Genomic DNA, 15,063 nt, shown 5'->3' on the forward strand with positions numbered 1-15,063 from the left:
TCCATCAAAACTGACTTATTGCCAATATTATTGTGATGGCCGGTAATTTTTAGTAAGTAGAATGTTCTCCGTTAAGACTTTAAGAACATTTGTTTTAGTGCAATCCATAATTTTTTCTTCAAATCACGGTCTGCTTCGATTACAGCCAAAGGATCGGTTAGCAAAAACCAGATTCCTTCCACTTGTTTCGGCGTGTAGGGTGGGAGTAAAAGATCAAGCTGAAGCTTTATCAACGGAACGCCGAACGTGATGAAATAATTAATGCGTTTTTCGGAAAGAACACTCCGGGCATCCGGGCCTGAAAGAAAACTAAAATTGAGAATATCCGAGTTTTCGGAAGAATGACCAACTGCTTTCAAAACATTATCCAAAAACAGTGCTTCCGAAACGAGCATTTCCCGTTGTTTTGGTTCATCAATAAGTATCAGAACTTTGTGACTTAAAACAGGGAATTTAGCTTGTGGAATGACAGGCATGGCCGCTTGCTCAACTGGTTTGGTAATGTTCGCTGCCGGAATCGTAACTGTTTGTTTAAGCGCTGGTGGTTCATTTTTTACAACCATCGGTTCAGGAGTATCACGATTTTCGTGAACGTTTTCCGCCTCCCGGGAAGGAGTAAGAATTTCTCCCGGGATGTGAAAAAGAACGTCGTTTTGATATAATATCTGAAAAAGGGCTGCTGAACTCATAATCTTATTTTATACTAAACTAAAAATTACTGAAGACTCCAGATTCCCAGTTTTTTCTTTTGTGCGCTGATTTCGAGATTGGCATATTCCTGGCTTGTCGAATATTTTTTGAAATGAATAGCCAACCCTCTTTGCACCAGTTCCTTGTTAAGAACCGAGCCGTTTGGTAAAACTACTTCTCCTAACAACCGGCCATATCGGTCAAATTCACCGTTATGTTTTATCGTTACAATTTTACCAAAACATTTTTCAGACGTGTACTGTTTGGCAACTTTATAAAACGGCTTTCCTCTCTCCGGGGAATTGATATGCAAAAAACGAATTCTGACCGCTTTGCCCTGACGAAGACCTGCTTTTTTTCCATCGAAAATAAACTTCAACTCAATCGTGTCTCCGTCCTGGATGCCGATCACTTCTGCCTTAAGTGGATTAGGTAAAGTACTGGATTTTACGATTCCTTTATACTTGTCGCCGGGCTGGTTTTTCTGTTTTAAAGAAAGCAATCCCGGGAGCAGGGAAAGGGCAATAAGGTAATGGACTAATAATCTGTAATTTGAATTTCTGAGACTCGGCACGCGCATTTATTCTTAATAAGTTGGAGGGCAAAGGTAAGAATACTTCGCTGACTGAAACTTATTATTTCAATTTCAGATCATACCATTTGATATCTTTCAAAGGCGCGCGTCGTGAAACCATTTGCTGAGGTGCATAGTTTTTCTCCAGATAATCCAGAACTTGTTTTTCTGTTTCCCCTAAATCCCAAAGATTGTGGTTTGCCTGCATCCAGCGGATCTTCTGCTTCCAGCCATCTCTGGTGAAATGATTTGCACTGATCAGTTTTGTAGAGTGACAGCCCGTGCACTGTGCTTTGACCATGTATAAATTTTCATCCACCACAAGCCCGGTTTCCTTATCCAGTTTGGTCGTATCCGACGCAAATGTATTTGTCGAGATCAATGAAAAGTCGTTCGAGGAAAATTTAATATTACTTTCCGTTTCCGGACGGAAAGAGCTTAATACAATTCCAAGTCCCAAAAAAACGATGAGGGTTACTTTAATTCTCATTTATATCTTATTTTTTGAAACAGATTATCCTACTTTAACGGCAATTCTCTCACAGGCATTGTTCAAATATCCGCCCGGATTCCAGGCTGGAATGACCATCGGTTGTGAAACTCCTTTGGTATCTGTTGCACGGACCCAAACTTCATAATAACCTTTTACCGGAAATTTAATGCTCGTATTCCAATGCTGCCAGGCCAGACGGTTTACTGGGCCTTCCAGCTTGCAATCCTGCCAGGTCGCGCCGAAATCGATTGAAACTTCCACTTTTTTTACAGCGAGATCCCCCGCCCAGGCATGTCCGCGAAGAGGCAGAACGTCATTTGCAGTTATTGTAGCGCCTGTTTTAGGAAATGTTATTAACGATTTCACCGGCATTGATTCGATGATTTTGTAATATTCCTCAGTTGTCGGAATTTCAGTTCCTGGCGGGACAGGACTTTTCGGCATCTTATAGCTGTGTCCCTCCATTTTTGCTCCGTCATGCACCTTATTACGAACCGAAATTCCGCTCAGCCATTTTCCTGAAACAGAAGCAGGCCAACCGCCGATAACCAACCTTAACGGAAATCCATGAAATTCAGGTATATCTTTTCCATTCAACTGCCAGGCTACCAATGTTTCGTCTTCCATTGCCTTTGAAATGGGAACACCTCTTGAAATAGCTTCTTTTTTTGGATCTTTACTTAAATGCTGATCTTTTCCATGATATCCAATATAAACTGCGTCACTTTTTACGCCCACATCAGCAAGAATATCTTTTAATCTGACGCCGGTCCATTCTGAACAATGTACAGCACCTTGGCCCCATTGGTTTCCGGAAGCAGCAGGGAAATATCCTGAGCGACCGTTTCCGCCACATTCAAGCGTCAATTGATAGGTATAGTGTTTGAATTTTTTCTTTAAATCGTCCAGTGTATAAGTCTTTGGCGCTTTTACTGACTCACCGTCAATGGTTAGTGTCCACGTTTTTACGTCGATAGTTTCAGGAATCAAGCCATTGTTACGAATAAACATTTTGTCAACAGGCGTAACACGGTCATCCAGCAAATCAAGAGGCGATTCGACATTCCATGGGCGGTCTCCCTGGACGATCAGGTTTGCATTTTTACCTTTCAGAGCATCTTTTTCACCGAAAGCAACTGGAATGTAGTTTTTTGGAAGATGTTCGGCAAAAACAATTTCGCTTCCAAGGGAGGCAACAATTGCAGCAAGACTTGATTTTTTTAGAAAACCGCGTCTATCAAAAAGGTACTTCATAATATGGGGTTCAGCTTAAAACAATTATAACGGCTTTGTTCAGAAAACCTTATTAACAAAGTTGTCAGAAGTTCAAACTTACTGAATTTAACAATAAAAAAAGGTCATCCTATGTGAAGGACAACCTTTTTTTTTCTCTGAATTATAGCGTGTGAACACTGATTTTGAACTTCACTTGCACTAGTCGTGTATGTATAGGTTCAACAGGGTGGGTTATTGCTCATTCATTCAGTTACCTGTATTTTATAGGAACAGCCCTGCAATAGCAAGTACTTGTTCTTTTGTAAGCGGTTCGTCAAATGCTTCAGTAATCGCAGCGTCTGATTTTCCTGCAAGACCTGTCAAATCTACACCGCCTTGTGTTTTATTGTCTTCGCCAGCGTAAACTGCCGCAGGAGCTCCGGCGTTTCCGGTTATCCAAGACTTAATTGAAGCATTTCCAGTAGCAGCACCAAGCAATTTACGTACGATTGAAGCATGTCTTGCTTCTACGGAGTGAACTTGTAAAGCATATTCCAATAGAGCAGGATCAGCCATCAAACCACCAGCTTGTCCTTTGTAAGCTCTGACTCCGGTATCTTCCAGGGCGTGTGAAACGGTAAGGAACGTATTGTAATCTGTAAAAACAGAAGCAAAAGCACCTTTTCCTGTAAAATCAAAAGTAGGTTTTGCAACGGCCTTTGTTCCAAGCGCACCTTTCAAGAATGCTACGTGCTGTGTTTCGTGTTTACCAATCTGAGTGAAAATTACTTTATCGGCTGCAGGAATCAGGTTAGCAGTGCCGTTTGCCTGCTTGTAGAAATCATCTTCCAGATATTCCAGCGTAAGCGCAAAGTTTAAGATATCAATAGCTCCTGCTGACTGTGCATAAGCCTTGTTAACAATGGAAGCAAAAACTGTGGGAACAGCCACAGCTGCAAGTTTACTTCCTATTTTGCTCATAAAATGACGGCGGGTTGCATGTTCCAGGCGGCCCATTGCGTCACCATCTATTTTTTGAATTTCGTCTACTATTTTGAAAATGTCCATATCGGTCAAAAGTTGAAGTCTGTTGGGAAATTATTTAGGTAGATTAGCACCGCTGATCTTCGTTTTAAGATAAGGCTGAACAGCTGCAAGAATCGTAGCTGATGGAGTTGCTTTATCTAATCCGTTTGTGTCAATCTGCGTATCACTTGCAAAATCAGCAGTTTTAGGTGTTATCAAATCGCTGATTGCTGCTGCGTGACGAGCTTCAACCGAAACAATTTTTCCGGCCAATGTCAGATATGTTGCATTCTTGATGAATTTTCCTGCACCGTTATAAGCCGCAACTCCGGTATCTTCAAAAAGTTTTGCAGCGCCCAGTACTTTCGCACGGTTGGTAAAATCAATGGAAGAAAAATCAACTTCCAAAGACGGGATGATCTGTGTTGGTGCAGCTGCTGTAAGTGCTGCCTTAAAGAAATCTCTGTGGATAATTTCGTGATCACGAATGTCGGTAAGAATTGCAGTTTCTGCTGCAGTGATCCCCGTATATGGTGTTTTTACAACCTGCTCATAAAATGCCGCTTCAAGTTGTTCCAGAGCGTAAGCGTAATTTAAAATACCTACATCGTCTCTACCCAAATCAACGGTAGTTCCAGTCGAAGGTGTCATATCATCGTCGTCATCTTTACATGCGCCGATAGCGAGCGTTCCAACTGCTGTTGCAATACCAGCTGAACGTAAGAATAGTCGTCTGTTCAAAACGGATTCGTCGCCTTTCTTGGTATCGGAATCTTTCTGTGAAATGTTATTATTGATCATAGCAATTAAAGGTTACGATTTTCTTTTCGCCCATCGAAAAGAGTATTTGAAAAACCTACGCCTGGAAAAATGCTTTAGATCGATGTATCAGAAAAAACGTGTAATTATTTATTATTTAATATCTGTCTTATTAAATGCTTTGATTACTATACAAAACAAAAATGCCCTGGAATCAATTTCCAGGGCATTTTTGTTTTATATAGTAATATTGAAAGCTATTGCTTCACTATTTTACTTGTGACAACTGTTCCATTCGTACGAACCATCTGAACAAGGTAAATACCGGAAGATAAGTTCTCAACATTGATTTCTCTGCTTGGTACGGTGAGCGACTGATAAACAGTTCTACCACTTGCATCAAAAATCATTACACTTTTTACCTTATTGAAATCATTCGACTTAATGATAAGCTTTTCAGCTACCGGGTTAGGATAGAAAGAGGCAGCTAACCCTTCGAAGGAGATAGATTCTATACGGCTATATGCGAATGTTCCATCAAGGTCCACCATTTTCAGACGGTACAAGTTTTCTCCATTAAGAGGTTCGCTATCAACAAAGTTGTAAGTTTTGATTGATGTACTTTCTCCATTTGATTTTTTAGTACCGATTACACCCCACTGCTTACCATTTTGGCTTCTTTCGATTTCAAAACGGTCACTGTTTGTTTCTGAGGTTGTGGCCCAGTTCAGCAAGGCAGCTTCACCTTCTTTTGCAACAGTGAATGTGGTAAGCGTTACTGGAAGTGGACTCGTTGGGTCTACAAGTAAATGTAGCGTCGCAGTAGCACAGGCAGATGGTGTACCATTGTCACACGTCGTATAAGAGAAGTTTTTCGGACCGCTAAATCCGGATGCGGGAACGAAGGTGAAACTTCCGTCAGACAACAGTGTGAAGGTACCAGTATTATCCGTGATAGATTGAGGTGATACCAATTTATCATTTCCATTAGGATCTATATCATTAACAGACACGTTGCCTGTGGAAGTAATACCGATTTCAGAATTTATATAATCGTCTGTAGCAGATGTAGCGTTCGCGGCGTTAGGTTCTCTCACGGAGATATAAACCGTTGTGCTTGTACATAAGCCTGATGGACTTTCGCAAACCGAATACGTGAACATATCGGGGCCATAATATCCTGCGTTAGGCGTATAAACGATGTTACCGCCTGATACGGATGCTGTCCCATGCGAAGGTGTGGAAGGCGTAGGATTTCCTAATACACCGCTTTTGTTTCCAACTCCATCATTAGCTCTGACATTTATTACCACTTGCCCGGGCGAAGTAGCGGCACCGGTTACAAGAGCAATGTCAAAATTAGCAAATGGGATATTGGTATTTACAACCGGGTCTTTAACTGTTATCACTAACGGTACATTTGTGCAAGGAGTTTCAGGGATACAAACTGGTACATCGTAGCTATAAATCCCCTTCGTAGTAGCTGTGAACGTGTAAGTGCCGTTTGTGTTCAATACCAAGGTGGCACCTGATGGATTCCCCGGGGCTGCCGTGGCCGACGGTCCATATGTACTTCCTGCCGGTAAAACATCGTTGGTCGAAACACTTGCGGAAACAGGAACATTTATCTGTGTCGCCGAAAAGTCAGGATTTTTTATCGCATTACAACTCAAAGCACCACCACCAATTGAAGTTCTGGTATCAATAAATGCACCAAATACATCAACAACATTAATTACGCTAGCAAGAGATGAGAAGACGATTCTTACTTCATCAAAAGGCTGGGTAGTAATAAAACTTGGATTAATCTGAGTACCAACACCAACCGTAATTATGTTTAACAATTCAAGATTAAGCAGCGTAGAACCCGCTCTTGACTCCTGCAAAACGCCGTTGTTATAAGTCTCAAGGGTAATAGAATTCAGAAGATCCAATTGTGCAATGCTGTTAACATTCCTGATTACAAATCCGGCAGCAGTACCAATAGGATAAGTTGAAATTGGATCGACTACTGAGATTGCAGCGGAAGCTCCAACATTGGCTACCAATGTCACCCGGGAGAAGTCAGAGTTGCTTGAAGATATTACATTCCATGGATCGCGTACCGAGCAACCTACACATGCCACTCCGGAAATACCAGTTTTTTCAGCGTCGATAACGACCGGGAATTCTGGTTGCGTGAGTAGGTAACTGTTATTGCAGGCAATTGTTCCCTGGCATAATCTATCAAAAATGGCTCCATAAATTTTTATGTTACCCAGATCTGCGCCAACCAGCTGCGTAAAGGTAATTTTTACTTCATCGTAAGCTTGGTTTGCTACGATTCCTACAATCTGGCGGCTGGATCCGGTTAGCAGGGAAGTACCTGCGCCGACGATAAGCGCATTCCCTGTTCCGGTTTGCACCAGGCTTCCATTATTATAAAGTGATATCGTAGCGCTGCTCAGGGCGCCTGCGGAAAGTAAGGTAGTAGTTTCTACATCAAATCCTGCAAAAGAATTGGCGTTGTATGTATTAATCGCATCTCCTACCGCAAAAGTCGCAGAGCTTGCAACACCCGCCGTCAACACAATTGTTGCTGCGTTATTAAGATCGCTGTCAATCACATTTCCGGAATTATTAATGGTACACGCAACACACGCCGGTGAAGTTATTCCCGTATTTTTTCCATCAATATAAACAGGAGAACTTGGATTAGTGACAGTGGTTAGTGTGTTACATGCCAATGGAGTTCCGGCACAGAAAGTAGTAAATATTGCCCCATAAACCTCGGTTGTACCAACAGTCAACCCGGCAGTCTGGTCAACAGTTAGCTTAACCTCGTCAAATTCTTGCGTCGCAACAAAACCTATAGTTTGTCTGCCTGACCCGCTTAAAAGAGGTGCTCCAACGGATAACAGACTTCCGTTGCCATAGACGTCACTTGTAGCAACACCATTTAAGTACGTTTGAATACGTAATCCACTTAGTGCATTTACCCCTATTATGCTCGGGGTGTTGATGTCAAAACCTGTAAATGTTCCGGCCGGGTAAGATTGCTCAACACTTTTGACCGCTACGGACCCACTTACACCTACTGCTGCAGTTAACACAATATCGGTGTGACTGGCAGGGTCTCCATCAATTAAATTACCAGTGTTTGTAATCTGGCAATTAGCACAAACTGCTCCGGCGATACCGGTATTTGGCGTGCTAATTATAACAGGATAACTTGGGCTTGTAAGCGCAGTCGGCGTATTGCAAGAAAGTGCAACCCCATCGCAGAAAGTCTGGAAAACAGCATTATAAACAAGGGTTGCTCCAAGATTTACGCTTAAAGTGGCGGCAATTGTGATCTGAATTTCATCAAACGGAAGGCTACTTACAAAACCAACGCGCTGTCTGCCTGAGCTGCTCAGCAATCCAACGGAAAGCAAACCTGTTGTGGAGGTTTTTGTTTCCTGAAGAGTCCCGTCAAGATATGTCCTTAGTGTAATGTTATTAAATACCCCTAAATTAAGCACAGCTGTGTTTTCTATATCGAATCCCGCGAATGTTTTTGCAGGATAGTCTGTGATTTGATCTTTGATTGAAAGAGAAGCGCTTCCAACTCCGGTTACAGATAAACTTGCAGCATTTGTAGTGGTTGCATCCACTGCATTTGCGGAGTTCGTCAATGTACCAAGACCAGCAGTAACTGATCTTGCAGGAGAAACGACTACCGGAAATTCCGGATAATTTACAGCAGTTGCTGTGTTACATACTAAAGCAGGCCCCGCTTTATAAGCCCGTTGCACGGCATGAAAAATGTCATATGTAGTAATGACGCCAAGTGGACTGTCGATGGTAATTTCTACCCGATTGTAAGTCAATGTCGTATAAATACCAACCTCCGTTGCATCTGAAACCAATGACGAACTAAGACCTAATAAGCTTGATGAAGTGCTGGTTTCCCGTAATGTATTTCCGAGATATGTTTTGATAGTAACTCCGCCCAGCACGGAAAGGCCGACCAGCGAGGTGTTTCTTATTAAAAAACCTACAAAGTTTCCTGCCTGGTAAGTGTTTGCGTCGGCGACTGCTATGCTGAGAGAACCGCCGATAACGATGGTTCCGCGTGCTGGATCCGACAAGTTATTGTCAATTGCTCTTGGAGCCGTATTTTCTGAACAAAAAGCTCCACAGCTGACATTCCATGTACTCAGACCAGGTGAAGTACTGTTTTGCGTAACGGTAAAGCTCGGTGATGATCCGTTTACCCACGGTGTTGAAGTAGTTGGGTTCAGCGGGAGGTTGGCCTGTTGGGCGAAAGCCTCAAAATTCGAAACAAAATAGCATATAACTGCTATACAGCAGATAACAAACGTGTTTTTTCTAAAAACCGTTTTGTGGATATGTGAAACCATGACAATTCAAATTAAAGGGTTTGTAGTGTGATTGTGTTGAATGTTGAAAATTCGGATTGAGAATATCCGAGATTAAGAGTGGCATACCCATCATTTTTTGGTCGAAATCTCTGCAAAACGACGGGATCGGGGGACTGTTCAGACAGCGTGATCTGCCATCTATTTAAAATAGAAGTTTTCATGAATTTAAATTTTATAGTGAGAAATATTTAGTAAAGAATTCTTGAATGAGCAGGACATACCTTTCCCAGCCATAGTTTGATCGATTTCAAACCTGTTATAGGAAATTTATGACTTGGGATTTAAGTTGTTTAAGCCAAATGGACTGGCGGAGAACAACAATGGAGGAATGGTGATTTTAATACACCGTTTCCGGACTGAGTGCAGCCGATTGCCTCGGTGGGCTGAAAGAAAAATAGTAGTGGTGTGTTTTTCATAAAAATGTACTATGTATGGTGAGAAATATATGTGCAATCTTTTGAACTGGTTTCCATGTCAACGATATTAAATCCCTGATTTTCATTACAGGATTTATTACGTTCAATACTAGTATTGCAGACACCGTTCGCTGAGTAGCTATGGACCAGACTGTTAAGCCGAAATAATATTTGACAAACGGCAAATTTCTGTGGGGTAAGGTATTGTAATCAGATAATTATGGCCAGCCAATATTATGAGCTTAATTATCTGATAGGTCTAACGTAAACTTTTTCCATAATCTATTTTGCAAATCGATTTCTAAAAATGTGCTAGCTTAAGTTACATGTCGGTAACAAAAAATATGCTACCATAAACATAGTAAAATTTCTACAATTTACAATAAGTAGTTATCTTTTTTATGGAAATTAATTCTTGAATGACAGCAGAATTTATTTTTCGGTAGAACGAAGTGTATTCCGAAGGGAAGAAGTGCTCATACTACAATCCTGGATTGTACCTTATAACGCCGGACTATTCGAAATTCGAGGCGAGTGGCAGTACTGAAATAAAAAAGGATGAACAGGCAAATACATATTGCTGCTCATCCTTTTAGAAAGACTTATATAACGTTGAGTAAAGGTTGTTCTATTGATATGAAATTTATGTTCGGAAAATATTATTTACATTGTTTAAGCTAATAGCTGTACGCTTGTGTAATATTTGTACTACGGGCTAATACTTAATTTCTTCGCTGTAAATATATAAATATTTTAGATTTTTATCAGATGCCACAATAAAAAAAATAAATATTTTCCAAGTCTGTCAGATTTACAAGTATCCTGATAATCAAGTCTTATATGAATTGCTTTGATTTAATTTCCTTCCGATATATGTTAAAAAGGATTCATCTTGTAGAAATAATTTTATATTATTATTTTTTATTTGTATTTTCATAAAATTGCATGAAATTCTAATATGCTGGCATAGGTTTTGAACATTTCTATGTTAGCGAACAGATTTTTACTTTGAACTAAAACACGGAAAATTTTATGAAAAATATAGCGATCGCTTTGGTTATACTTGCTATGACGACTGGCAGCCTAAGCGCAAATTGTTCTACAAGCGAACCAGTTGTAGAATTTATATTACAGGATAAAGTATCTGTGAAACCGGAAGATTTGCCGCAGCCAATAAAAACGACACTGGCAACTGACGTTTATGCAGGATGGGAGATCACAGAAGCGTTCATTATCACGAAGGAAGATAAAACTCAATTTTTCGAAATATCTCTAAAAAAAGGTAGCGAAACAGCAAAAATTAACCTCGATAAAGACGGCAGAAAGGTAGAATAGTAATAATTGATCATTTAACGCCAAAAAGCCGGATATTTCTCCGGCTTTTTGGCGTTAAATTTTGCAATTTTGTAATCCCGTAAATCGTTAACTTACGAATATTTTTTTTACCACTAACTTATTTTGCCCTTATGGCTCATTTGCTGCTTGTTGAAGACGATACTACATTTTCCAAACTACTAAGCAACTTTCTTGGTAAGCATGGCCATGAAGTACAGGTTTGCTCAACAATAGCCGGTGCGAAGGATGCCATTCGTTCAAAGGCTGGTGCTTCTGATGATTTCGCAGTACTAATGCTGGATTATCGCCTTCCGGATGGAAATTCGCTCGATCTTTTAAAATCCTTGCGCGAGGAGGGGAACAGGACTCCCGCCCTGATTATGACGAGTTTTAATGATATCAGAACGGCCGTCAATGCGATGCAAAGCGGAGCATTTGACTATATTACCAAGCCGGTCAATCCGGAAGAATTATTGATGGTTTTGAAAGAAGCTTTAAACCGGAAGACAACTGTCTCGGTCAAAACGACTTCCAGGAAGCCTGAAAAACAATCGCTTGATTTTATAGAGGGGAATAGTAAAATCTCTAAACAGCTTTATGAATACGTTCGTCTCGTTGCACCGACAGACATGTCTGTGATCATACAAGGCGAAAGTGGAACGGGAAAAGAGCACGTTGCTAAATCTATTCACAGACTAAGCAAGCGTGCGGACGGTCCTTTTGTTGCTATTGATTGCGGCTCTTTGTCGAAAGATCTGGCAGCCAGCGAACTTTTCGGACATAAAAAAGGAGCTTTTACAGGTGCATTAACTGATAAAATCGGTCAGTTCGAGGCGGCAGATGGTGGAACTTTATTTTTAGATGAGATTGGTAACCTTGGCTATGACGTACAAATAAAACTTCTTCGTGCATTACAGGAGAGAATTGTAGTACCAATTGGAAGCACTCAGCCTGTGAAAGTTGATGTTCGGCTTATCGCTGCGACCAACGAGGATCTGCTTACAATTTCTTCCAACGGAGATTTCAGGGAAGATTTATATCATCGTTTGAATGAGTTTAAAATTCAGGTTCCTGCGCTTCGGGACAGAGGGGAGGATCTTGGGGTGTTCATCCAGCATTTTGTCGACAAGGCTAATGAGGAACTGGATAAAAATGTCCGCCAGCTATCGAAAGAAGTCATGGATATTTTCATGAAGTATGATTGGCCTGGCAACTTGCGTGAGCTTAATAATGTCATAAAACGACTGGTATTGCTCTCGAAAGAAGAAACTGCTGACCTTAAAGCACTACCGCAGGAGATGATCACAACCATGGAAAATATAGCAGCAAAACCTGCTCTCGCAACGGGATCAGATCTTAAATTGTTGCAGGAAACGCATGAAAAGGAGATGATTGAGAAGGTTTTGCAGGATGTCCGCTACAACAAAAGCAAAGCCGCCAAATTACTTAATATTGACCGGAAAACGCTCTATTATAAAATCGAAAAGTATCATATCGAATAATAAACGATTTTCTCATCAATATGTTCAATAAGGGAATCTGTCTGAGATACGGCAGATTCTAACTCAGCCCTTAAAATACTTTCAGGATCAGCGCGAAGAGAAACTTCAAATCGCCGGAAAGTTGAAGAAAGAGCCGAAGCTCCGATCTGGCCAATCCTTCCCGATAATTTGTGAGCGATTTCAGGGATACTTTCTTTGTTGTTTTCTTCAATAACCTGTTTTAGCCTATCAAGATCAAATCGGGTATCCTTCACAAATTGTTCCAGGATTTCTTTCAAAAGAGCTTCATCGCCAAACGTCATTTCTTGGAGAACGCTCAGATCCGGCTCGCCGGAATCATCTACGATATTATTTTCCGACACAGCCTCAGGGTTATTATCGGAAGTTGTTTGGAGCAGATCAAGAAGTTCATAGGAATGGAAAGGTTTCATCAAAATTCCATCAAAGCCCATTTCCATTAACTTTACCTGCTCCTCCGGTAAAGCTTGTGCTGTAAGCACATATATTTTAACAAATGACGGAATAATTTTTCGCAGCCGCATACATAATTCACCGCCGTTCATACCCGGCATACGCATATCTGTTAGCACCACAGTGACATCATTATCCCACTCGGTACTTAAAACTTCCTCCGCGGATGAAAAACTTTCATGCGGGATGTTATTGGAGGCCAAGATCGATGCACACCATTTTAGAATGAAGGCATCATCGTCAACAAGCCAAACCTTCCCGTGAATATTATATTGTTTTTCTTTTAATTCGTCTGTTTTATTCAAAGGTGCACTGGCTTTCTCAAATGGGACGTCAACTGTAAAAGTGGTACCTTCTTCCAGCCGGCTCGAAACCCTGATGTCTCCGCCCATGCCGTCCACCAACGCCTTAACAATACTTAAGCCCAAACCGCTCCCGCCAAATCTCCTGGCAATTGAAGGATCAGCCTGTTCAAACTGATTAAAAACCCTTTGCATCTGCTCTCTCGACAAGCCGATTCCCGTATCAGTGATCTCGAATTTTACTGAAATTTTTCCGTCAAATTCTACACTGCTGGTTCTCAGACTTACCTCGCCGCTTTCTGTAAATTTTATAGCATTCGTAAGAAGATTGTATAAAATCTGCCGAAGGCGGAATGGATCACCAAGCAAATAAGTATCAGCCTCCAATCCATTATCTAACGACAAATTTAATGATTTAGCAGAAGCCGTCGGACGCAGCATTTTTACTACCTCGATCAGTAGTGGTGTGATGGCAAACGTCCTTTCTTCGAAGGTAAACTGATCAGAAATAATACGGCTGTAATCCAATACTTCATTGACAAGATAGAGCAAATGTTCGGATGCGGAATGAAGCGTTTCAAGATCTTCTTTTTTCGGTTTTTCGTCTTTTGTCAAAGCCTCTGTATAACCGATAATGGACTGTAAAGGCGTCCGGATTTCATGACTCATGTTGGACAGAAACCGCTGTTTGGCCATGCTGTGATATTCTGCTTCTTCTTTCGCTTCTTCCAGCTCGTATCGGTATTTATTGCTTTTTGTAATATCCGTAAAAATCAGATAAGCTAATAAAGCAGTCAAGAACAAAAACCCGATCATGACATACTCGATCAGATTGATACTGTTGCCGACTGTATTTTGTACCTGTAATCCATCAGTACTAACCTGGCGTACAACTTCTCCCTGCACTTCCTGCATCACATTTCGAAGCTGGCCTACAAGAGCATTTCCTGCCGTAGTTAACTCCTGTTCACGGCTGACATACTTATTTGTACGCATACGCTGCGACTTCTCAATGGCCTGAACTGCGACTTCAACTTTTTCAATAACGCTATCTTCCCGAGCGACAGAAAGTGTATCAATGTGTGACGTTACTTCTTCTTTTCTAATAATTTTAGGGACGGGTACAGGCGCGGGAGTCTTCGTTTTTTTTGAACCAAAAACCCGATTTAGAAATCCTTTTTTTTCCTCGGGCACAACCGTCGGGACGACGGGTTCTGTGTATGTTGTGGTAGTGGTGGTACGCCTTTCTGTAGTGATAATCGTACTGTCCGGTTTGGCTCTTTTTTTTGTGGTAATTAATCCTGAGATAGAGTGTACCTCATCCGAAAGATCCTTATTATTAACCAGCTTGGAACGTACTTTCACATAATCGCTGTAAATGCTATCCCGGGCCATCAGCAGAATTTTCATAGAATCAATTCTGCTCACCTGAAGTTTACTGTCACGGCAAAGAAAACTTAACGTATCTAGAGTGCTCTGGAGCTGTGCGGATTGATTAAAAAATATCTGTTTAATCGAATCCTGTTTATCAATTGTCGGCCTTGCGTTCTGTAATTGATCCAACTGCAAAATATCCTTGAAGACTTTATTGACAATCCTTAATTTCTCATTTGGTGTTGAAAGCACTTCAAGTTTGTCCACCATGTTTTCAAATGCGAGTTTACTAATAACCCACGAAGAGCCAAGGGCAACAAATGCTACCAGAAATCCCAGTAGTACCTTGCCTTTTACAGACTTGGAAATCGCGCGGTTACGTAAAGAGGACATAGATGAGAAATCAATGATTACTAGTTAGTAACGCAATTTTGCAAAAAAAAAGTTTATTTCTCGAAACTTCAACAATGGCTGTCATTTACGGTTGATTTTGAGTGAAT

At 41.0% G+C, this 15,063-nt stretch carries 10 protein-coding genes; 2 read left to right on the top strand and 8 right to left on the bottom strand.

The window, feature by feature from the left end; genetic code table 11:
• Window positions 1-71: 71 nt before the first annotated feature.
• From BMY70_RS04805 to BMY70_RS04835, 7 genes are all read right to left on the bottom strand, one after another.
• Window positions 72-689: a hypothetical protein gene (locus BMY70_RS04805; RefSeq protein ID WP_090332777.1), complete on the bottom strand. Its 618-nt coding sequence runs from the start codon at window positions 687-689 to the stop codon at window positions 72-74.
• 26 nt (window positions 690-715) lie between these two features.
• The gene (locus BMY70_RS04810; RefSeq protein WP_090332780.1) at window positions 716-1,270 is read right to left on the bottom strand and encodes a thermonuclease family protein; all 555 of its coding nucleotides are present in this window, start codon (window positions 1,268-1,270) and stop codon (window positions 716-718) included.
• Window positions 1,271-1,325: 55 nt separating this feature from the next.
• Window positions 1,326-1,748 (bottom strand): hypothetical protein, encoded by a 423-nt coding sequence (locus BMY70_RS04815; RefSeq protein ID WP_090334683.1) that lies wholly within the window; start codon window positions 1,746-1,748, stop codon window positions 1,326-1,328.
• Window positions 1,749-1,778: 30 nt separating this feature from the next.
• Window positions 1,779-3,011, bottom strand: coding sequence for a sulfite oxidase (locus BMY70_RS04820; protein ID WP_090332784.1), 1,233 nt, complete (start codon window positions 3,009-3,011; stop codon window positions 1,779-1,781).
• A 243-nt stretch (window positions 3,012-3,254) separates the two neighbouring features.
• Window positions 3,255-4,040, bottom strand: a complete 786-nt coding sequence (locus tag BMY70_RS04825; RefSeq protein WP_090332787.1) for a ferritin-like domain-containing protein — start codon at window positions 4,038-4,040, stop codon at window positions 3,255-3,257.
• 30 nt (window positions 4,041-4,070) lie between these two features.
• Complete coding sequence (locus BMY70_RS04830) at window positions 4,071-4,799, bottom strand: ferritin-like domain-containing protein (RefSeq protein ID WP_090332790.1); 729 nt, start codon at window positions 4,797-4,799, stop codon at window positions 4,071-4,073.
• Between the two features lie 215 nt (window positions 4,800-5,014).
• The gene (locus tag BMY70_RS04835) at window positions 5,015-9,142 is read right to left on the bottom strand and encodes a cadherin-like domain-containing protein (protein ID WP_090332793.1); all 4,128 of its coding nucleotides are present in this window, start codon (window positions 9,140-9,142) and stop codon (window positions 5,015-5,017) included.
• 1,469 nt (window positions 9,143-10,611) lie between these two features.
• Here BMY70_RS04835 and BMY70_RS04840 point away from each other — a divergent pair.
• Together BMY70_RS04840 and BMY70_RS04845 are read left to right on the top strand one after the other, a co-directional pair.
• Complete coding sequence (locus BMY70_RS04840; RefSeq protein WP_090332796.1) at window positions 10,612-10,914, top strand: hypothetical protein; 303 nt, start codon at window positions 10,612-10,614, stop codon at window positions 10,912-10,914.
• Window positions 10,915-11,045: 131 nt separating this feature from the next.
• Complete coding sequence (locus BMY70_RS04845; RefSeq protein ID WP_090332798.1) at window positions 11,046-12,416, top strand: sigma-54-dependent transcriptional regulator; 1,371 nt, start codon at window positions 11,046-11,048, stop codon at window positions 12,414-12,416.
• On the opposite strand, the gene BMY70_RS04850 is transcribed toward BMY70_RS04845, so the two are convergent.
• Entirely contained in the window at window positions 12,404-14,956 is a 2,553-nt protein-coding gene (locus BMY70_RS04850; protein WP_090332801.1) for an ATP-binding protein, read from the bottom strand. The genes BMY70_RS04845 and BMY70_RS04850 overlap by 13 nt on opposite strands.
• Between the last annotated feature and the right edge of the window lie 107 nt (window positions 14,957-15,063).

Source organism: Dyadobacter koreensis, from assembly GCF_900108855.1.
Taxonomy (GTDB): domain Bacteria; phylum Bacteroidota; class Bacteroidia; order Cytophagales; family Spirosomataceae; genus Dyadobacter; species Dyadobacter koreensis.